This is a genomic window from Facklamia sp. P13055, assembly GCF_050409445.1.
Lineage (GTDB): Bacteria > Bacillota > Bacilli > Lactobacillales > Aerococcaceae > Facklamia.
The window spans coordinates 101,582-123,031 of record NZ_JBNUPL010000003.1; the positions used below are offsets into that span (position 1 = coordinate 101,582).

The following is a 21,450-nucleotide window of genomic DNA, read 5'->3' on the forward strand; positions in this document are numbered from 1 at the left end:
CTAAAAAAACACAAAGAGTTGAAGAGGAGTGGGTACCAAAAGTGGTCGTCGAAACGGTTGAAAGTTTAAAAGCGCATGATTCGGTGAGTTTAATCCTCTCCTGCTTAGGGATCCGCTCGATCTACTTATTATCGTTGGAAAGTTCGTGTAAATGCTAACCTAGAAAATGAAGGGAAAATTAAAATTGGACAATTATGTAAGAAACAGCCTTTCACCTATGGTTACCGTAAAATCACCCATTTAATCAACTTAGAAACAGAAAAAACTGTTAATCATAAGCGAGTTCAACAAAAATTAGGCTAGGTGTCACCGATTCAATACCGACAACAAGCAGCCTAACAGAGGTATTTTTTATTCTGTCCCATTTATGGGGTGCAGTGCCAAATCATGCAAGGTTTTTATAATTATTCTTAAGAAATAGAAAGCATTATATTAGCCATTTGTATTTAAAATACTTTCGTCAGTCTCTAAAGTCATTTCTTCAGGTTCACGTAAGAAGGTAAAGCCTTCACCATCCACTTGTTGAACATCGTTAACCGCAATAAATGCTTTAGGGTCAATATTATGAACAATCTTTTTAACCGCCATTAGCTGACGATTGGAAACCACCACATATAATATTTGTCGTTGAGCCTTTGAGTAGAAGCCATAACCAGAGAAGATAGTAACCCCGCGCTTAACTTTATCCATAATTTCATTACCAATTTCTTCATGTTTTTCTGAAATAACAAACAGTGCATTTTTAGGATTGTAACCTGTAACCCAGAAGTTTAAGATTCGGCTATACAGGAGAATCCCAACAATGGAAATAGCGCCTTTTTCTAGACCAATCGCAAAAAATAATAAGGAAATAATCACTCCATCAAATATTAGTAAAGCATTTGAAACGCTAATTCCAACATACTTATTCAAAATTAAAGCAAGAATATCTGTACCTCCGGTTGATCCACCGCCACGAATGACAATTCCCAATCCTGTTCCCATAATTACCCCTGATACTAAAGGAGCAACTAATTGGTTATCTGGAATGAAAGGGGTAGGCTGAACGACTTTTAAAAAAAACGAAAGTGCAGCAATTGATAAGAGCGTATAAACAATCGTCATTTTACTCAATAACTTCCAACCAATAATCAGAATAATCACGTTTAAAACGAAGGCGGTCTTAGGAATATCAAAGTTTAGAGTATAGTGAAGAAAGAGGGTAAAACCAGTAACTCCGCCATCTCCCAACTCGTTCGGTAAAGATACTAAGTTGATAGCTAATGCGACTAAGAATGTTCCGACGATTGTCATTAATAATGACGATATGATATTTTTCATTTTTACACTTCCTATCTTCTTTTATAAATGGCTTTTCTTATAATTGTTTGAATCCAGTAAAAACGACACAAATGTCGGTTTTCACTTGTCTCGTTTATGATTCCTTATAGCTACATTGTTTGCAATTTTTCAAGGATTAACTCATTAACGACTTGGGGGTTTGCTTGACCTTTAGTTTTTTTCATAACTTGTCCTACAAAAAATCCAACAGCTCGATCTTTTCCATTCTTATAGTCTTCAACGGATTGTGGATTATTTTCAATAATATCTTCAATCAAAGGTTTCAATTGGGCTGGATCTGAAAGTTGAGCCATTCCTTGAGCTTCAACAATTTCTTTAGCGTTGCCCCCTTCTTGAGCTAATATTTTGAAGAGTTTTTTGGCAATTTTGGAAGAAATTGTTCCTTTATCAATTAGTTGGATCATTTCTGCTAAATTCTTAGGAGTTAAAGCTGTTTGAGAAAGCTCAAGCTGTTGTGCATTTAGATAAGCAGATACTTCTCCCATTAACCAGTTGGAAGCTTGCTTTGCATCTGCTCCTTCTTGAATAGTTTCTTCAAAGAAATCTGACATTTCCTTTTGAAGGGTTAAGACCATGGCATCGTATTCCGGAAGCTGATAATTCTCAACATACTTTTTACGACGCACTTCTGGCATTTCTGGCATCGTTTGCTGGACTTGATCAATCCATTCTTGTGAAATAGTTACCGGTGGTAGATCTGGTTCAGGGAAGTAGCGGTAATCTGCCGCCCCCTCTTTAGTACGCATTAGAATCGTTTGTCCTGTTTTCTCGTCATAACGACGTGTTTCTTGATAAATGATACCACCAGATCTTAAAATATTTTCCTGACGTTTTTCTTCAAACTCTAAACCTTTGCGAACATAATTAAAGGAATTTAAGTTCTTGATTTCAGTTTTTGTCCCGAAAGCTTCTTGGCCAAAAGGTCGAATTGAAATATTACCATCGCAGCGTAAAGAGCCCTCTTCCATTTTCACATCCGAAACGCCTGTATACATTATTCTCTCCCGTAAGGCTTCTAGAAAGGCGTGGGCCTCTTTAGGGGAACGAATATCTGCTTCGGTAACAATTTCAATTAATGGCGTACCTTGGCGATTTAAATCAACATATGAATAGCCGTCCACTCCGTGTGTGTTTTTTCCTGCATCTTCTTCCAAATGAACACGTTCAATACGTATCCGACGTTTTTTTCCTTCTACTTCAATATCCAGGTATCCATTAGACCCGACCGGTTGATCAAATTGAGAAATTTGGTAGGCAGATGGATTATCCGGGTAAAAATAATTTTTACGATCAAACTTCATCTGCTTAGCTACCTGGCAATTTAAAGCTAGAGAAGCTTTCATTCCGTATTCTATCGCTTGGCGATTCATAGTCGGTAACGCTCCCGGATAGCCCCAATCTTTCTCATTGGTATTGGCGTTGGGATCCACACCGAAGCCAACAGGTGAGGAAGAAAAGATTTTAGATTGGGTTTTTAATTCCACATGGACTTCAAGTCCGATTACTGTTTCAAAATTCATCTAGATCCTCCTATAGTTTAGGTGCTTGCTTAACAAAGTCGTGACCTTGCTCAAAATCATAAGCCATTTGGTAAAGTAAGGCTTCGCTATCCACTGGGCCTGTGAGTGCCATTCCAATAGGCAAGCCCTTGCTATCAAAGCCGGCAGGTACAGATAGGCTGGGTATTCCAGCCAAATTAACCGGGATTGTCAACAAATCTGCCACATACATTTTGAGCGGATCTGAAATGCGTTCACCAATTTTGTAAGCTGTCGAATTAGTGACCGGTCCCATAATAAGATCGAATTGATCAAATACTTCTTTAAAGTCTTGAATAATTAATGAGCGCACTTGCGCTGCCTTCTTGAAGAATTTATCATAGGCGCCTGAGCTTAAAGAATAAGTCCCTACCATTAATCGTCGCTTGACTTCAGGACCAAAGCCTTCAGAGCGAGATTTTAAGTAGATTTCTTCTAAATTTTCAGCTGCTTTTGAACGATAACCGTAGCGAATACCGTCATAACGCTGTAAATTAGATGAAGCTTCCGCAGAAGCTAGTATGTAATAAACATTAATCCCGTACTCAGAGTGAGGAAGAGAAACTTCTTCAACGATTGCTCCTTTACTTGTAAAATAATCAGCTGCTTTTTCCATTGCTTGACGAACATCCGCATCAATGACCTCTGATTGATATTCTTTAGGAAAAGCAATTCGCTTGCCTTCAATGGATTGACCAATCAAACTGCTAAAATCTAATTTTTCGTCGGCTAAACTGGTCGCATCATTTGGATCATGCCCCGCAATCACTTGTAAAAGTAAAGCGTTATCTTCAACTGTTAAAGTCATCGGTCCGACTTGATCAAGACTAGAAGCAAAAGCGATCACTCCATGACGAGAAACACGACCATAAGTTGGCTTCATTCCAACAATACCTGTATAAGAGGCAGGTTGACGAATCGAACCACCGGTATCGGTTCCTAAAGCTGCTGGCACCTGTCTAGCACTTACGGCTGCTGACGACCCCCCCGAAGAGCCTCCTGGTACTCTTTCAAGATCCCAAGGATTTTTACTTGTTTTAAAATAGGAATTTTCAGTAGATCCTCCCATAGCGAACTCATCTAGGTTAACCTTACCCACTATAATGGCTCCTGCCTTTTTTAATTGTTTTATAACAAAGGCATCATAAGTTGGCACAAAATCTTCAAGCATTTTACTGGCTGCAGTTGTTTTAAAATCAGCTGTTAAAATATTATCTTTGATTGCTATAGGAATGCCTTTTAATAATTTTGAATCATTATTCGAATAGCCTTCTTCATCTGCAGCTTTAGCCACTTCAAAAGCCGGCTCTTTAAAATCTTCATAATTTAAAAAGGATTGAACAGCACTCTCCAAAGTCTCAATTTGCCGGTAGGTATGTTCAAGCAATTCGACAGCTGTAAATGTTCCTGATTCTAGCCCTTTTTTCATCTCAGTAATGGTTGTTGGGAATTTTTTCATCTTAATCTCCTTTTTCATCTTCGATAATCACTGGTACTTGAATATAGCCTTCATTTACTGTTGGGGCATTATCCAATAAGGCTCGATAAGACGGATTAGGGACTGCGATATCTTCACGATAAACATTCTTCAACTGGTTACCATGATAAGTCGGCTCGACACCTTCCGTGTTCACCTCTTGTAAATGCTCAACCATTTCAACAATCTCTTGGATATTTGGAGCAAATTGGTCCAGTTCTTCCTCACTAAAACTTAATTTGGCTAATTTTGCAACATGCTTAATTTCCTCGCGTGTAATCATTCTTTTCCCCCTCTTCTTATTGTCTAAATATATGTGATTGATACTCCGTTTCTCCTGCATTTCTACCTATATAAGCTTCTGTATCCGCATTAGAAACAATTTTAATCTCAATTGCTATGTTCTCAGGTAATGTTTTCTGCGCAGTGTCCAGCACATGCTGACTTAAAGCAGTAATTTCTGTTGTTTGATAAAACTGTGTGACTATTTCAATATCTAATGTTTTCAACTGATCGTCTGCATATAATACTTGACCGGAAATACCATTCAGATTGGGGAAAAACTCACGAATGCCTTTAGAAAAACTATCAAAATAAGCGTATTTTTCTGCTTCGACACCTGAATCAGTCATAGGTAGAGCAACTCGGTATTCATTAAGCTCTTTCCAATCAGAAACCGCATTTCCCTCACGTGAAATACCATCCAAGACAAAACTACCCCCTACAATTTCATCAGAAGGTGCCTGTCGGTATATACCCACTAGAATAGGAATAGATCTCAATTCTTCGGTTGCTCTTAAACGACCCACAATTATATTAGCATAAGCTCTTCCGCGCTCACGCATTTCTCCCATAGAGATTTCTTCTTCGTAAACAACCCCCTCTGGGTCGGTGTACTCATAACGCGAATTCATGGATAAGCCAAGAACAATACCTGCTAGCTTGTACCCTGTTTCAGTTTCAACCATAATATTTTTTTCTAAAATTTGCGATAAGTAAATAGGCGTAGATTGAACCTGAGTGACAACCTGATCTGGCCTACCGGCGTTCTCATCAATGATATTACCCTCTACATCAACCATAACCTCTTGACCATCTTCTAAAACCGAAGTTACTGTCGCTTCTTCAATAGTAGGGGATTGATTCTCAACAGTAGTATCAGTGTCAGAAGATGTTGTTTCACGATTAGCACCACCACTATCGACAGGGATAGCAGGGTTTAAGCCTGCTGGATTATTGTCTGCTTCTCTGCCTACCCAAGAAGTCAATGTATCACCATCAATCAATTGGCCTTCTTGTAAAAAGTATTGATCGGTAGGAAACACCTCTCGTGACAAACGTAACAGACCATCTTCGAAAGCAAAGGCATTGCCCGTTGAAGATAATGTGTAGTCTGCACTAGCTGAGGGGCCGAGTTGATACTTACCATCTGTTATTACAGCTCGATAATTTTCATTAGCTAATTGGTTAGAAGTTGACCTGGCCATCACCTTCTCAGGTGTCAGTTCTGCTTCTTCTTTTTTTACCTCTAAATTATTTAAGCAACCTGACAATAAAGTAAGACAGGTTAGCAATGTGATACATTTCAATTTATTTTGCATCGTTAATTCCACTTTCTACTAATTTTTCTATAAATGTAGATTCATCTATGATTGTAACACCTAAATCCCGAGCTTTTATTAATTTACTGCCGGCTTCTGCCCCCGCAATCAATATATCTGTTTTCTTTGAGACTGAGCCGGTTACATTTGCTCCTAAATTTTGTAAAATTTGCTTTGCTTCATTACGAGTATAAGCATTCATACTACCAGTTAGAACAATAGTCTTTCCTTTAAATTCATTGGTCTGTTGAGTGCCAATCACGGTTGTTTGAAAATCGGTTTTGACACCTATTTTTTTTAAACGATCAATCAATTTTAATGAAGACTCTTGTTGGAAATAATGAACCAGTGATTGAGAGATGATTTCACCTATGCCCTCAATTTGACCGACTTGTTCTGCCTCGGCAATCATCACTGTTTCTATTGTACCAAATTCTTCGGCAATTAGGCGAGCAGCTTTTGCACCGACATGACGAATTCCCAAAGCAAATAGTAATCGATCTAATCCCCTATCCTTAGACTCATTAATCGCTTGGATCAAGTTGTTAGCTGACTTTTCTTTAATCTTATCAAGTTTTAAAAGGTCTTCTTGCTTGAGATAATAAAGATCAGCCGGATTTTCAATCAAATGATGGTCCAATAATTGCTCAATAATTTTTTCACCCAGACCATCAATATTCATGGCTAATCGGGAAACAAAATGAGTAATCTGAGCCAACCTTTGGGCGGGACAGTTAGGATTAACACATCTTAAAGCCACTTCATCTTTAATTTTCACTAGCTCTTCATGACATTGTGGACATTCGGTAGGAATAGCTACCGGTCGATCATCTCGCTTTCTTTTAGTTAGATCAACCTCTAATATTTCGGGAATAATATCTCCTGCCTTATGGATAACGACTTGATCACCTATATGTAAATCAAGTTTTTCAATAAGATCTACATTATGAAGACTTGCTCTTTGAACAGTAGTTCCTGCCAATTGAACAGCCTCCATAATAGCGGTAGGGGTAACTACTCCAGTTCTACCCACTGTCCAATCTACATTAAGTAAAGTTGTTTGAGCAACTTCTGCTGGAAACTTATAGGCAATTGCCCAACGGGGCGCTTTAATAGTATGCCCCAATTTTTCTTGATATTCAAAAGCATTGACTTTAATAACCACTCCATCAATCTCATAGGGTAATTGGTGCCTTTTTTGGCCAACCGTTTGGATAAACTCCCATACTTCATTAAAATTATGACATTCTTTTCTAAAAGAGTTCGTTCTTAAGCCAACAGCTTCCATCTCTTCTAGGAGTTCTCCTTGAGAAGTTGCCTCTATATCCGATTGACTAGAGCAATTATACATAAATATGTTTAGTTGCCTCTTTGCTGCCTTTGCGGGATCTTTCTGTCGCAATGCACCAGCTGCCGCATTGCGAGGATTAGCCAAGGGACTTTCCCCTGCCTCATCTCTTTGTTCATTTAATTTTAAAAAGACCTCTTTAGGCATATAAGCTTCTCCTCGAAATTCACCTGAAATGGGCTTTCTCAGTCGTAATGGTAAGGAATGGATTGTTCGTAGGTTTTGAGTAATATCTTCTCCCGTTTGACCATTACCTCGTGTAGCTCCTCGAACAAACAAACCATCTTCATAAGTTAAGGCAATGGCAAGACCATCGATTTTACACTCACAGATAAAAGAATGCTGAGACCCAACCACTTCTTCTACCTTTTTAATAAAAGCATGTATGTCTGCTTCATTAAAAGCATTACTTAAAGAGTACATGGTTTGAGCATGTTTAACCTTTTGAAAACCTTCTAACAGCTGGTCACCCACTCTCTGACTAGGTGAGTCCAAAGTGACCCACTCCGGATACTTAGCTTCAATCATGAGCAATTCTTGATACAGCTCATCATACTCTGCATCCGTAATTAATGACTGATCCAATACATAGTAAGAGTAAGCATAATTATTTAATTTTTCTTTTAAAGCATCTAAACGTTGTCTTTCTTTCTGCTGATTAGACATCAGGAGCCTCCTAATCTGATAACTTAGTAATTGGAGCAAATGCTGCCATTAACTGTTTAATTCCTTGCTCTGGAAAAGCTACTTTTAAAATTTGGTCGCTAGCTGACTTGTCAACTTTTACAATTGTCCCTTGACCCCAAGCTTTGTGGTCCACTTTGTCTCCCACTTGCCAGTTAATCATTTCTAGACCTTTGACATTTGAAGTTGCTTGGAAAGCTCGCTTCTTCTTAACGGGAGCCGAAGGGGGACTTAACTTAACTCTATTGGCTTGGTTTTTTCCTCGATTATTTGCAGTAAATCTTTTGACTCTTCCTGGAAGTCCAATATGCTCAAGTAAATCTTGTTCAATCTCATCTATAAATCGACTAACTAAATTTTGCTGATAACGTCCGTATAGTAGACGATTGGATGCTGCTGTTAAATATAATATTTCCTCAGCGCGTGTCATTCCTACATAGGCTAATCTTCTTTCTTCCTCTAAATCTTCTTCATTATCAAAAGAACGATAGGATGGGAAAATCCCTTCTTCCATTCCAACAATAAAGACAACCGGAAATTCTAAGCCCTTGGCTGCATGTAGAGTCATCAAAGTGATACCCATTTGTTCATCCTCTTCTTGGTTATCACTAACCAAAGACAATTCTGTAAGGAATTGAGTCAATAAAGCTGTTGATTGATTAGTATCGTCCTCACTTTCCACTGCTGACTCAAATAGATCCAAAGCAACATTTGAACCTGATATTTCTAAAATTGCTTGCGATTCGATAGTGCTTTGATCTTGATTTTGAAAATCAGGATCTTTTTCTAACAGTAAACTATGATCCTCTTGGTCAAAAAGTTTAGTTACTGAAGCAAATTCTTCTAAGTTTTCTAAGCGAGCTCGACTTTCAAGGGTGCCTTCTTCAATTAAAGCCTGAGTATAGTTTGAAAGCTGCCACACTTGCTCTACTAGTTCACTCATAGAGAGATATTTTGCTTGTTCTTGAAGATTTTTAACCATTTGAGCAAACGTTTGTAATTTCTTTTGTACTGCTTTAGATAGTTGAGACTGATCTAAATAATCGATCGCCATGAACCAGGGTAACTGAATCTGAGCAGCAAAATTTGATAACCGCTCGATAGTGGTATTTCCAATTCCACGTTTAGGAACATTCACAATTCGATTAAAGCTAAGGTTGTCAGCGGGGTTATTAATTAACCTTAAATAAGCCAAGGTGTCTTGGATTTCTTTACGAGCATAAAACTTCAAGCCCCCAATAATTTTATAAGGTAAATTGGCTTTTAACAGCTGGTCCTCTAAAGAGCGTGACTGAGCTTGAGTTCGATAAAGAATAGCAAAATCATCATTTTTTAAATTAAAACGATCTTTAAGCTCAATAATTTCTTGAATAACAAAAAGCGCCTCCTCTGAATCGTTGTCTGAATGATAAAACTTAATCTTGCTTCCTTTGTCCTTATTAGACCATAATTTCTTAACTTTACGATTTCGATTATTTTTAATCACACTATTAGCTGCAGCTAAAATATTTTGACTGGAACGGTAGTTTTGTTCTAATAGAATCGTTTTAGCTTGAGGAAAGTCAGATTCAAAGTTTAAAATGTTTTCCATATTTGCGCCGCGCCAGCCATAAATAGATTGATCAGCATCTCCTACTACACAAATGTTATTAAGAATTCCTGTTAATAATCGAATGAGTTGATACTGAGTATTATTGGTATCTTGGTACTCATCAACATGAATATATTGAAACTTATGCTGATAAAAGTGACGGACATCATCATATTCTTCTAATAATTTAACAGTATTAAGAATCAAATCATTAAAATCCATGGCGTTGGCTTGTTTTAATTTTGTCTGATAAAGTTGATAGACTTTTGCATAAATTTCTTCAACAAAATTACCGGCAGTTTGTAAATAATGTGCTGGGCTTTTACCTTCATTTTTTGCTTGTTCAATTTGCCATAGAAGATTCTTATCTTTAAATTGTTTGCTATCTAAATTTAATTCTTTTAACACTTGACGCATCAAAGTTAGTTGTTCAGATGGGTCTACGATTGAGAAATTTCGTTGATAACCGATTTTTTCGCCCTCTCTTCTAAGTATCCTCACACACATTGCATGAAATGTTGAGACCCATATAGAGTCTGCATCTGGGCCAACTAAGTTTTTAATCCGCTCTTTCATTTCATTTGCGGCTTTATTTGTAAAAGTAATAGCCAATATATTCCAAGGATTTACTCTTTCTTCTTCAACAAGATAAGCGATTCGGTGAGTAAGAACCCGTGTTTTTCCTGAACCTGCCCCAGCGGCTATTAACAGCGGTCCCTGGGTAGTCAATACAGCCTCCTTTTGCTTATTATTTAATCGACCTATACTTTCTAATAAATTCATATTATCACTCCATTTCACCAACGCTTCCAATATTTGATATTATATCAAAAATAAGAACAATCTCCTATGTCCTTTATAGCCTTCTCTCAACTCCTCATAAAATAAAAAGAAGCCAAGGCTATCCCTTCAGCTTCTTAATTCTATTGAATTTTATATAATCCGGTCATTTCAATTTGCCGATCACACGATATTAAACTATCTCCCGTTATGATTACCTGTCCTTCCAAATGATTGTGTAATTGTCCAGGAAAATTTACTAAAGCAAAACCCCAATCTGTGCGAGACATATATTGTGTCATGACATTTTCTATATTTAAATATTCTAAAGGAATCGCTATAGCTGCTGCTGATTTTACTTTTAAAGTAGGCAAAGGCAAGCCTGACAGTGCTCGCATACACGCTTCGAATTGCGATATGGACATCGAGCCGATTGTAAAAGTTGCCGCTTGCGATAAGCCAATCGAAGCTTGATTGATGTAAATAACACCAGAAGATGTAATAAAGAACTCTAATGTCAAAGCCCCAATCAATGTAAGTGACTCAGCAATTAATCGGCCTAATCGGTTGATTTCATTAGAAACCTCATCAACAATACGCGCAGGATACCTTACTTGTGTACCAATAATTAACCCTTTATCTACTAATTCAAAGGGAGGATAAATCAATAATTCTCCTCGCTCATTTCTGACAACAGTCAAAGAAACTCTCTTCTCAACTGGAATCCAAGCCTCAAGTATACATGTTGCTTGCTCAACTTTCTTCTCTGCTAAAGGTAAATCATCCTCATTGAATAGAAGAATGTGGTCCTTGGCTTGATTCAAATGTCGTTGTCCTGACTTAAGAACACAAGGATAACCTATATATTCTATCGCTTCTTTAATATCTTCAATGGAAGTCACCATTGAAAAAGGAGCTACTAAACTTTTAGTAGAGTCTAAATAAACTTTTTCAATTAAACGGTCTGTTGTAATTGCAACTAAATCTTCTGATAAAGCCAAGTCAGTATATTCTTCCAATAATTTATAATGTCGGTTTGATAAAATACCTGGTTCAATATATATCATATCCACTAAGCTTGCAAATTCGATTAAACTCTCGTCTTGATAGTTAGCATCGACTATTTGCCAATAAGAAAATTGTTTGACCGGGTTTTCATCATGACTCACCATGCTTGCTACACGATACCCCAATCTTCCGGCCTCTTGGGCCAGTAAAGCGGTTGTAAGTGAGTCTCCAATAATACCAATCATACTTCCTGGTTGATGTCTTCGAACCATTTTATCCCTCCCATCATATTATTCTTTTTATGGTTGATCATATTGATCCAATTGCCACTCTTCAATCATATTTATTAATTTTTCTCCGTAATTTGGATCGGTTGCATAACCCGAATCTTGTAATGCCTGAGCTTGTGATTGGAAATCCTTGGCTTGTAATACAGCTTGATATTGATTAGGATCCCAAGAAGTTCCATTAATCATTAAAAGAGCGTGCTCACGCATTGATGCTTGTCTAGAAGGATACACCTTAAAATAATCCTTAATCTCAACCCACTCGCCATCAAAAAACTCCATTGTTGGATAGAGTGCAGAATTAGGATCGTCAGCACTTGTTTTTACACCATATAGATTATTATGCTGGCTAGCTAATTGACTTCTACCAAAGTCCGATTCTAAAACAGCTTGAGCTAAAGACACAGAAGCATAGACACCAAACTCTCTTTGTAAAGCTTGGGCAGTTGGGACCAAATCTGCAATAAATTGTTCTTTGAGCAAGTGATCTGATTGATAAAGCTCATTTTGATAAAAATTAGGAGCCGGTTGTGACATCCAACGAAATAACAACACAAAAAGTAAACTAATAAAGATAATCATAAAGAAGCTTAAACATCCTAATCGTTTAAAGAAAGCTTCCTGCCATTTTTTGAATTGTTTAAGTTTCTTATTATTTTTCAAAGTTTTTTTTCTGGGTCTATGAGCTTTTTTGCGTTTTCTTTGCACCAAATAGCTTCACCACTCTGTTTTTATTCTTCGACAGTGTCTCTTACTTTATCACTTTGGTCATCAAACCATTGTAAGAGTTTTACCTCATCAGTTTCTAATTGTTGTCTCAAAACTCCAGGTAGACGAATTTCTATTATATCGTTGTATCCCCAAAATTGATAATCTGCAATTAATTGCAAGATCATTGTGTTCTGTTGGTTTTCTGAGCTTTCACTCTGATGCCATTCTAAGCGTACCATACCATGGTTAACCCAAGTCTTGGCGATTTGATATTTAAGATAGAGGTATTCTCCAACAGGATTAGCTGAAACCTCTGGAATTATTTCAGCATTTCGCACAACTTTTTGAACAAGCATCCATTCATAGTCAGTAAATAAAGTCGATATTATTTGGATATTTTCAAATTTTAAACCTTGTTCTCCTTTTTTCCATCGGTCCCAAGATTGAGGACTAATGCCTAACTTTTCCGCATAAAAAGCTTTTTCAGTTTGAAATTTCTCTTTAATAGCATGAATAACGATTTGTATCAGTGTAGGACTCATTGAAATTCCTCCCTTTTTCTCTATTATACACCTAAAAAGTGATGTGAGAAGTGGAAAAGCTCTTAAAAATAGAAAGACTTCTTAAATTGCAGTCTTTCTATCTCAAAACTAATCATTTGAATAAACCCTTTAATAATAATACCAAGCACCATTTTCATCTTGATACCAGGTGCCTCTACGGTATTCATCGCCAAACCAGTAATAGTTTTCTGTTTGCTTGCCATTATATAAATTATCTGTCGGCTCTACACCTGTTTCAACCGATGTAACAGGTGGGGTTACTACTGCTTGAGTAGTCTGAACTGGTTCTTGCGTCACCTCAAGAGTAGTTTCATTTTCTAAGATCTCAGCACCTTCTTGGTTCGCTAAATATTGTATGAGTATATCATTAATTGTTTGGCTTATCTTACCATTCATTTCATAAGGTTCAGTGAATTTTTTTGTAAGAACTACATAAATATAGTCTTCTCCTGCTGCTTGAGCAATCCCGGCAATATGTTGAAGTTGTGGGTTTTCTTCGGTAGTTAATAATTCGTAACGTTGAGTCACATTAGCATTATAATTGGGAAATTTATCTGTGAATGGTGAGAGATTGACTGATTCTTTCAGCAAGTCGTCATATTCTCCATCAATCAATTCGTTTTTAGCTAATTTGACAAGTAAATTAGCTAAGTCCGTTACATCAGTGACTGCACCCGTTATGTAACTATCTTCTTCAATAGCTAATGGAGCGTTCATACGAGTAGCAAAATATCCAGACTCTTTTAACCAGTAGTTAAAGCGGTTGACACCCTCAGCAAGCTGAACGAGATGATTCATGGCAGAGGCATCTCCTGATTGAATAGTTAAATCAATCAACTCTTGGACTGTATAGGAATCTCTAGCTTGACTTGCCACTTGTCCTGTATCCCCAGAAGCAATTAATTGTGTTTTAACAGGGATTTCTTGGTCAAGAGTAATTGTTTCTTCTGCTAGCAATTCATAGGTACGTTGTAAAATAAACCAAGCGATTAGACGATCAGCCTCCATTGTTTGGTTTTCATAAACAAAGGGTGCTTTATCTCCTAGCTGTTGAATTTGTAAAGCTACTGTTTCCTGATTAGAAAAGTAATTGGTAACTATTTGATTAAACTGATCAATTCTTTCTGCTTGATCTTGCTTATTTGGTACTTCATAAGCGATGCGTTCTGAAAAATTCTCTGCACTTATTAAAAGCTCTTGTTGACTTGTATCTTCACCAATCACTGATAAAGCGGGATCATTAAAGGATAATCTAAGTTTCTTGCCTTCTTTAAAAAGAGAAAACTCATCCTTCAATTCTGCTTCAGTCTCATTATATTTCACTTTAAAGTTAAATGTTTCTTGATCTACATCAGAAAGAGAGTTGGCAAAATCGAGATTAACTGTAATCATCGGATAAGCATCCACATCTACCTTTGATTTTTCTATTTCAAAAACAGTATCTTCTACAGTGGTTGTTTGATTTTCTTCTTCTGATTTTACTTCAGAAGAAGAATTATCTGAAGTAACATTCATTGTTTTTTCAGTATCCTTTGGAAGTTGAGAAGTCTCAGTTTCTTGGACAGGTTGTTCACTATTTTGATTTATTATTGGGTCCAAATAACTCTTAACCATGCCTACCAATTGAGGTCCGTAAACAAACATTAAAAAAAAGGCTGCCAATAAAATTAACCATTTGACAATAGTCCAAAGCGTTTTACCAAAACTAGTCTTTTTAGTTCTAGGGACAATATAATCTTCAGCATTATCGGTGGATTCATCAGAAAATAATGAGCCAGTGTACGGATAAGATAAAATTTCGTCTGCCCTTTTCTTAAAAGCTTCTTCTGAATCCTCTTCCGATTCATTGCCTTTTGAATTTGATTGAAGTGAACGTTCATAAGCTAATTTAGCTTCTTTTTCTGCTTCTGCTAATTCTTTTTCAAGAGATCGCCTAACAGGAACGTGCTGTCTATTGTCTTTGATAGCTTGAGAATGTTTTTCATTATCAGCTACTTCATTTAGACCACGGATATCTTTTTCAACTGATATTTCATCATTAGGTTTTCTCTTTTTCAATAAACTCTGTTCTTTTTTATCTGCTTGATTAAATCTATAACCGCAGTACGCACATTGGGTCTTACTACGGACATTCCGTCCACAATTTGGACACTTCATTTGATTGCCTCCTCTTAGATAGTCGCTCTATAATTGGTTCTTAACTTAAACCATTGTAGCATATTCTTAAAGGGCTTAACAATACGGGACTGATTAATCAAGTCCCTTGAGAGCTTCTACCATATTAATACGTTTTATTTTTTGGTGCATGATCAGCATAACAGAACTTGAGAAAATAAATGTAAGAATAAAGGATATTAAAAAGGATGCTAGGGTTGCCCTAGGATAAAAGAGCATTGAATTCATTTGCATCTGTTTCATAATAATATGTGTAAGCACACGTCCAGCTATCAGGCCAAAAAAAGAACCTAATACTGTGATTATAAAGATTTCCTCATAGACATACAAACTCACTTCTCTTGCATAAAAACCTAAAACTTTGATAGTGGCCAGTTCACGATTTCTCTCTTCTATATTAATATTGGTCAAGTTATACAAGACCACAAAAGCTAAGGCTGCCGCTGAAACGATTAAAACAATTGTAATGACGTATAAACTATCCATCGTCTTGCTAACTACTTCTTCTATATTAGTTATATTAACGATAGCTTGAACATCCTCATTATCTTGTAACTGGTCTTCTATACGAGTCACTTTGGCATTAGCTTCATATTTCAGTAAAAAAGCATTAATTTGAGCGGGCTTTTCAAACACCTGATTGTAGTCATTTTCTCCCATATAGAGATAATGATTGACATAGTTTTCTGCTGCTCCCTTTAAAGGAATCGTATAATTTTCATCGTCCATTTTAAAGATAGCTTTAGAGTTGGGTTTTAAGTTGAATAACTCAGCTAATCGTTCTGTATAAAGAGGTCCTGCTTCATCTAAATCAACTGGTTCAGCCACTTTATCATCTCCACCTGGTCTTACAAATACAAAGTCTTTAAATGATTGAACATCACCTAGCGGAACTATTAAATTGACATTTTCTTTTTCAACATCATTTTCTAATTCTAAGGATTCTGAACGGATTGGATAATACGCTTCAATGCCTTCGTAATCTGCTAATTCATCTTGCAGTTTTTGAGTTTGATATTGGCCTAAATCTTCATTCAAGACCAGGGTAGCATCATAGCGTTGTAATTGCTCAAATTGATTAGAAAGCAAACCTGAAATAGTATCACTAATTCCAAAACCAGTGAGAATTAACATTGAACAGCCTGCTACACCAATGAAAGTCATGAGATTTCTTCCTTTATATCTGAAAAGGTTTCTCAAAGTCATTTTACGATTAAAAGATAAGCGTTTCCAAAACTCAGTCCAATTTTCAAGTAAAATTTGTTTACCTTGTTTAGGGGGTTCAGGTCTTAAAAGTTGTGCAGGAGCTTGCTTTAACAATACATAAGGTGTATATATTGCTGGTATCAGTGTACAAGCTAAAGCAATAGCACCGACAATCATATTCCAATATAAAGAGCGAGGAATCAATGGGTTAGCCAAATAAAACATGGAATTATATGCTTGTAGAATAATTGGTGGAAAGATACGATAGCCCAAAGATATTCCTAAGACTATTCCAATCACTCCTGCTAACCCAGCATACACCACAAATTTTAAGATTACTTGCCAGCGATGGTATCCCATTTGTTGCATGGTTCCCATATAGTTTCTTTGTTCACTTGACATGCGCTTAACAGTTGTGAAAACAACTAAAACGGCAATAGCAAAAAAGAAAACTGGAAACAAATTAGAAATAACATTCAATTTTTCCGCATTTTCTTTCAGAGATTTATAAGCTGCATCGTCTTGACGTGTCAACACATGATAAGTCGGTTCTTTTAAATCTGCTTCTAATTCTTTAAGTTCCTCAAGTGCTAATTGTCCTTCTCTTAATTCTAGATTATTCTCAGCAATACTATCTGCTACAGCTTTTTTTGAGCGACTCAGTTGATTTTCTCCGAAAAACAACTCATTACTAGCCATTAAGCTTTGTTCTTGACCTTCCAACAACTCTGCTTGTTCTTCAGGCTTTCCTAAAGCTTGAGGATTATTAGAATCTATATTGCCTTCTAGAGACTGCCGCAATAAGTTTTCTTCAATTTGACTAAATTCTATCTTAGCTTCTTGAAGGTCTTGTTCAGAATCTATCAGTGTCTTTTCGACTTCGGAGATTTTTTTATTTGCCGCCTCAAAGTCATTATTAGCTTCTTCTAAATCTGAACTAACCTCATCATATTTAGCTTGAATATCCTTTTTACTGGCTTCCAAACGCTGTTTTGGACGATTAGCTAACAAATCTTCTAATTTAATTTTTAGTTGATCGAGCCTTGATTGATAAGCTGGTTCATAAGCTCTCTTTCTATTATTACGTATCCAATAGAAAACTTCACTATAGTAACTGGCTTGTATTTGATCTTCTTGAATTAACCCAAAAACAGAATGGTCGAGGCCTCGATTAATGCGTTCATAATAAAGTGGTGTTTGAACAAATCCAACAACTTCAAACTCATTTGTTATCAATTCACTATCTTTTATTGAAAAGATTGAATCTGAATTATCACTATCTATAGCGTCTTCACTTGCTCGTTGGTTCAGAGTGATTTTTACCTTATCTCCAACTTTGACAGACTCGTTTGGATCAGTATTAATTAAATCAAGATACTTACTATCCAATGTGATTTCAGAAGCTTTCTGTGGAAATCTCCCTTCAACCAATTGATAATTTTTTTTATCTTGTTCATTGATACCAAAAACTTTGATAGGTTGAGTACTTGGCTCAACCATACCAATAACTGATTTAATGGGACGTAACCGAAGTTCTGCTCCATCTTTTAAATTTTTAATTTCTTTAATGTCATTATCATTAATACCTTGAGTAGATAATATACGACCGTCGGGCAAATCATAAGTTTCATAATAGTCACGCGCGGTTTCTACCATAGCTGGTCCTGTTGCTTTGATTCCAATAAAAAAAGCAACTCCTAGACTAATAATAGCTAATATCGATAAGAATCGTGGGAAACTTTTTAATATCTCACGAAAGATATCCTTTATGAGCGAATTCATGTTACCTCCTTTCTACCAATGTAAATCTAATACATTAGTAGGATGCGGATTTTTAACGATTTCTTCTACTTGTCCATTACGAATTTTAATCACACGGTCTGCCATTTTCGAAATCACCGTATTATGAGTGATTACCACAACAGTTGTACGTGTTTCTCGACATGTATCTTGTAATAATCTCAAAATTTGTTTGCCGGTTTCATAATCTAAAGCACCTGTAGGCTCATCACAAAGAAGAATTTTGGGTCTACCTGCTAAGGCCCGCGCAATAGAAACTCTCTGTTGCTCTCCACCAGATAGCTGAGCAGGAAAACTATCTAATCGATGTCCTAACCCTGCTTCTTTAAGTACGGTTTCTGCTTGCATATTACTTTTAGCAATGTGGATCATTAATTCCACATTTTCTTTAGCTGTTAGGTTAGGAACTAAATTATAATTTTGAAAGACAAAACCAACGTTATTTCGCCTAAAACGCGTTAACTGCTTAGCCTTGTATTTAGCAATGTCTTCTCCATCTATAACTACCTGTCCGGAGGTCGCTTGATCCATTCCACCTAAGATATTTAGTGTAGTTGATTTACCAGCTCCGGAAGGACCTAAAATAACCACAAACTCTCCCTCATCAATTGTAAAACTGACTCCATCATTTGCTCGTGTAACGACTTCGCCAGTTTTATATTCTTTAACAACTTCTTTTAATGCAATATAAGACATTCTTACTCCCTGCCTTTCTTATTCAGAACAATAATATACCAGAACTGTAAGATACTGACTCGTAGGATCAACGGAAGAAGGGTAGTCTTCGGGAAGTCTAAAACTTTGAATCAATTGAACCTTCTTGCCACTTAAACGCCCAGCTTCATTCATATCCTCAATAAATTTATCTTTTGAGTAAGCTGAATGGTTTGTGGATAAGACACACAAACCTCCTGCTTTCGTTATTTTAAACAAATCTTTAGCCATTTTTATATAATCAGTTAAGGCTGAAAAAACATAACGTTTGGTTCGGGCAAAACTAGGAGGATCACATACCACCATATCAAAATCTTTTGAAGAGCGTTTGACATAGTCAATATAATCAAACACATCCATAATTCTAATCTCGTTAGATAAATTGTCAGCGTCCAATTGATTAATTAAGAAATTTTCTTTAGTTAACTCTAATGAACGGTTAGCTACATCTACACTGATAGTATTACTGGCACCACCTAGGCTAGCTGCAACTGAAAATGCACCCGTGTATGAAAAAAGATTTAACACAGACAAGCCTTTTGCTTGCTCTTGAATATACTGTCGTACCTCTCTTTGATCAAAAAAAAGGCCTGTCATCCAATCCTGACCTAAATAAATAGCATACTTTCGATTCTGTTCTTTAATAATTAGAGGCTGTTGGGCTTCTTTTCCGGTAACATGTCCCATTGCTTTTTCACTATCACCTATTGGAAAACGCTTGGTTTCGTATATACCTGCAACTTCAAGTGGAGATTCTAAAAGAATTTCAAGCCACCAATCACGATACTCATAAGCACCTTTAGAATACCAGTTGATTTGAATGAAATGGTCATACCAGTCGATTGATATTCCTCCTAATCCATCTCCTTCACCATTGAATAAACGAAAACCCGTTGTTGTAGGGTCGTCCAATAGAGATTGTCTACGTTCAACAGCTTCTTGAAAGTAAATTGAAAAGAGTTCTTTGGACCACAAATCTTCCAAATTTAAGCTAAAAACCCAAGCAAAGCCTTTGTTTTGCCGACCAACGAAAGCTTGCCCTTTAAAGTTATGACTGCGATCAGTAATAAAGATAATCATCCCCTCAGGTGCATCTTTAATATCATCAGGATCTTCAAAGTCTTCTAACCTTATTAATTTTTCTCCTGCTTGAATTCTTTGACTCGCAAAATCTTTTAAATAAAAACACTTCATTCTATTACCTCTTTCATTCTTAAGATCATTTATAGTAGAAGTCTCTAGAAAACAAGCCCATTTCTTAAAGCATTACTTTTTCTCTTTTGATAGTAATTCTTCCATTAAATAGTCAGCAGCTGCCGGACTGATTGTTTTAAGACTTGTTCTTTGGGGAATAACTACTTTTTTAGGTTTAAAAGAATATTCTAATCGAACTCTTTTAGTAGTAAGTTCAGCTGTATCTTTGCTAAAAAAGTTAAAAGCTACATTTTCTACAATACCCTCCAAGGTAACATCTAAAATTTGTTTATCTGGATCAAAGTCCATGGTGAAACTCGTTAATTTATCAGTTAAACCTTGGCTCATCAAATTTAGTGTTTTATTGAACTGTGGTGTTCGGTGTTCCGTTTCCTTAACTTGTAAATGGTTAGAAAATTCGGATTCAATTTTTGTTCCGAATAAAAAATCATTCGCTTGCTCATTAATTTTAATTTGATGGTTGAATTGATTTTCCCAATCTTGATACTCGCTCATGATAGATGAAGTAGAAGGTTGAATTAAATGATCTAAACGATAAGAGATGGATAAGAAGGGGTGCTTATCAAAGAAAAGACTTGGAATATCGATTCTTTCAATATTTAAATGATATTGATCCTTCTTGAAACTTAATTGTCCCTTATCTACTCTCATTAACTTATCCTGATTAGGAATGAGCAGCAAAGAAGTCGCAGGCTTTTCATTAAGATTAACCGTCCCGATTGTTTCATTTGAAAATTCTGTATAAAGATTAGTGTACTTAGCCATTTGTTTATCAAACTGGTAATTAAAAAAAGCTTGTTTAAAATAAGCTAGGCTATCTAAAAAAGCAAATTCTTTTACATAGAACAAACGGTGTCTTCCATATGATATAAAGCCAAAATCTGCTGTCTCGGGATAATCATCTTCCATTTGAAACTTTAAATCGCCCTTCAGGTCTCCTTTTGTAACATCTACTTGGTAGGTCGCTTGCCCCATCGCTTGATTTTTATCCAGGTTGGTCCACTTCATCTTGACCTCAAATTCTTCAACCTCTTTCAAATCAATTAATGATTCTGAAAGTTTCTTAAGTAATTCTTGATCCACTTTGTTTTCTATTGATGTTTTAGTTTCTGTTAATGACTCTGTGGTTATTTGATTCGCTTTAGCAGAAATAGGAGTATATAATAAAGCTAATAATATAGTGAAAATAAAAAGCTTATTGACTAGTTTAAATCCTCTATCCATAAATCCTTCTCCTTTTTAAAAAGTCTTACTATTATTATAAATGAAGTTCAGCTTTAATACACCAACAATCTACTCTATAAAATTAGCTTCAAAAAACCTCTAAATTTGAAGTGACCCCCAAAAGTTCGAGTTAAAAACTAACTTTTGGGGGTACTTTTATGTCTAAAAATAGGCTTCTGAATTGAAA

The 21,450-nt window shown here is 36.2% G+C and carries 15 protein-coding genes and 1 pseudogene; 1 reads left to right on the forward strand and 15 read right to left on the reverse strand.

Translation table 11 applies throughout. The annotated features are described in order from the left end of the window. Positions 1–174: 174 nt before the first annotated feature. A pseudogene (locus tag ACQV2O_RS02245) lies at positions 175–303 on the forward strand (IS3 family transposase); the annotation flags it as partial. 129 nt (positions 304–432) lie between these two features. Here the strand turns inward: ACQV2O_RS02245 and ACQV2O_RS02250 are convergent. The 15 genes from ACQV2O_RS02250 to ACQV2O_RS02320 form a co-directional block, all read right to left on the reverse strand. Beyond that, positions 433–1,320 carry a YitT family protein gene (locus ACQV2O_RS02250; protein ID WP_428873568.1) on the reverse strand — a complete coding sequence of 296 codons (888 nt, stop codon included), beginning with the start codon at positions 1,318–1,320 and terminating at the stop codon, positions 433–435. A 110-nt stretch (positions 1,321–1,430) separates the two neighbouring features. Next, the gene (gatB, locus tag ACQV2O_RS02255; RefSeq protein ID WP_428873567.1) at positions 1,431–2,861 is read right to left on the reverse strand and encodes an Asp-tRNA(Asn)/Glu-tRNA(Gln) amidotransferase subunit GatB; all 1,431 of its coding nucleotides are present in this window, start codon (positions 2,859–2,861) and stop codon (positions 1,431–1,433) included. A 10-nt stretch (positions 2,862–2,871) separates the two neighbouring features. Continuing rightward, complete coding sequence (gatA, locus tag ACQV2O_RS02260) at positions 2,872–4,338, reverse strand: Asp-tRNA(Asn)/Glu-tRNA(Gln) amidotransferase subunit GatA (protein WP_428873566.1); 1,467 nt, start codon at positions 4,336–4,338, stop codon at positions 2,872–2,874. Position 4,339: 1 nt separating this feature from the next. After that, a complete protein-coding gene (gene gatC / locus ACQV2O_RS02265) occupies positions 4,340–4,639 on the reverse strand; it encodes an Asp-tRNA(Asn)/Glu-tRNA(Gln) amidotransferase subunit GatC (protein WP_428873565.1) in 300 nt (99 codons plus the stop codon). A 16-nt stretch (positions 4,640–4,655) separates the two neighbouring features. Further along, entirely contained in the window at positions 4,656–5,957 is a 1,302-nt protein-coding gene (locus ACQV2O_RS02270; RefSeq protein ID WP_428873564.1) for a CamS family sex pheromone protein, read from the reverse strand. Beyond that, a complete protein-coding gene (gene ligA / locus ACQV2O_RS02275) occupies positions 5,947–7,971 on the reverse strand; it encodes an NAD-dependent DNA ligase LigA (protein ID WP_428874874.1) in 2,025 nt (674 codons plus the stop codon). The genes ACQV2O_RS02270 and ligA overlap by 11 nt, the downstream gene beginning before the upstream one ends. Positions 7,972–7,981: 10 nt before the next feature. Continuing rightward, on the reverse strand, positions 7,982–10,363 hold the full coding sequence (locus ACQV2O_RS02280) for a UvrD-helicase domain-containing protein (RefSeq protein WP_428873562.1): 2,382 nt from the start codon (positions 10,361–10,363) through the stop codon (positions 7,982–7,984). Positions 10,364–10,503: 140 nt separating this feature from the next. After that, a complete protein-coding gene (locus ACQV2O_RS02285) occupies positions 10,504–11,640 on the reverse strand; it encodes an ATP-grasp domain-containing protein (protein WP_428873561.1) in 1,137 nt (378 codons plus the stop codon). Positions 11,641–11,667: 27 nt separating this feature from the next. Continuing rightward, a complete protein-coding gene (locus ACQV2O_RS02290) occupies positions 11,668–12,318 on the reverse strand; it encodes a glycoside hydrolase family 73 protein (protein ID WP_428873560.1) in 651 nt (216 codons plus the stop codon). Positions 12,319–12,386: 68 nt separating this feature from the next. Further along, positions 12,387–12,908: a hypothetical protein gene (locus tag ACQV2O_RS02295; protein ID WP_428873559.1), complete on the reverse strand. Its 522-nt coding sequence runs from the start codon at positions 12,906–12,908 to the stop codon at positions 12,387–12,389. A 129-nt stretch (positions 12,909–13,037) separates the two neighbouring features. Then, positions 13,038–15,086, reverse strand: a complete 2,049-nt coding sequence (locus ACQV2O_RS02300) for a serine hydrolase (protein ID WP_428874875.1) — start codon at positions 15,084–15,086, stop codon at positions 13,038–13,040. Between the two features lie 93 nt (positions 15,087–15,179). Next, positions 15,180–18,092 (reverse strand): FtsX-like permease family protein, encoded by a 2,913-nt coding sequence (locus ACQV2O_RS02305; protein ID WP_428874876.1) that lies wholly within the window; start codon positions 18,090–18,092, stop codon positions 15,180–15,182. A gap of 12 nt (positions 18,093–18,104) precedes the next feature. Beyond that, positions 18,105–18,806: an ABC transporter ATP-binding protein gene (locus tag ACQV2O_RS02310; RefSeq protein ID WP_428873556.1), complete on the reverse strand. Its 702-nt coding sequence runs from the start codon at positions 18,804–18,806 to the stop codon at positions 18,105–18,107. A gap of 18 nt (positions 18,807–18,824) precedes the next feature. Beyond that, entirely contained in the window at positions 18,825–20,018 is a 1,194-nt protein-coding gene (locus ACQV2O_RS02315) for a class I SAM-dependent rRNA methyltransferase (protein WP_428873555.1), read from the reverse strand. Positions 20,019–20,090: 72 nt separating this feature from the next. Continuing rightward, positions 20,091–21,263: a hypothetical protein gene (locus tag ACQV2O_RS02320; protein WP_428873554.1), complete on the reverse strand. Its 1,173-nt coding sequence runs from the start codon at positions 21,261–21,263 to the stop codon at positions 20,091–20,093. Between the last annotated feature and the right edge of the window lie 187 nt (positions 21,264–21,450).

Coding starts and splice junctions, on each gene's coding strand:
- ACQV2O_RS02250 (WP_428873568.1), bottom strand. CDS start 1,320: ATGAAAAATATCATATCGTCATTATTAATGACAATCGTCGGAACATTC.
- gatB (WP_428873567.1), bottom strand. CDS start 2,861: ATGAATTTTGAAACAGTAATCGGACTTGAAGTCCATGTGGAATTAAAA.
- ACQV2O_RS02300 (WP_428874875.1), bottom strand. CDS start 15,086: ATGAAGTGTCCAAATTGTGGACGGAATGTCCGTAGTAAGACCCAATGT.
- ligA (WP_428874874.1), bottom strand. CDS start 7,971: ATGTCTAATCAGCAGAAAGAAAGACAACGTTTAGATGCTTTAAAAGAA.
- gatC (WP_428873565.1), bottom strand. CDS start 4,639: ATGATTACACGCGAGGAAATTAAGCATGTTGCAAAATTAGCCAAATTA.
- gatA (WP_428873566.1), bottom strand. CDS start 4,338: ATGAAAAAATTCCCAACAACCATTACTGAGATGAAAAAAGGGCTAGAA.
- ACQV2O_RS02280 (WP_428873562.1), bottom strand. CDS start 10,363: ATGAATTTATTAGAAAGTATAGGTCGATTAAATAATAAGCAAAAGGAG.
- ACQV2O_RS02310 (WP_428873556.1), bottom strand. CDS start 18,806: ATGTCTTATATTGCATTAAAAGAAGTTGTTAAAGAATATAAAACTGGC.
- ACQV2O_RS02270 (WP_428873564.1), bottom strand. CDS start 5,957: ATGCAAAATAAATTGAAATGTATCACATTGCTAACCTGTCTTACTTTA.
- ACQV2O_RS02320 (WP_428873554.1), bottom strand. CDS start 21,263: ATGGATAGAGGATTTAAACTAGTCAATAAGCTTTTTATTTTCACTATA.
- ACQV2O_RS02295 (WP_428873559.1), bottom strand. CDS start 12,908: ATGAGTCCTACACTGATACAAATCGTTATTCATGCTATTAAAGAGAAA.
- ACQV2O_RS02305 (WP_428874876.1), bottom strand. CDS start 18,092: ATGAATTCGCTCATAAAGGATATCTTTCGTGAGATATTAAAAAGTTTC.
- ACQV2O_RS02315 (WP_428873555.1), bottom strand. CDS start 20,018: ATGAAGTGTTTTTATTTAAAAGATTTTGCGAGTCAAAGAATTCAAGCA.
- ACQV2O_RS02285 (WP_428873561.1), bottom strand. CDS start 11,640: ATGGTTCGAAGACATCAACCAGGAAGTATGATTGGTATTATTGGAGAC.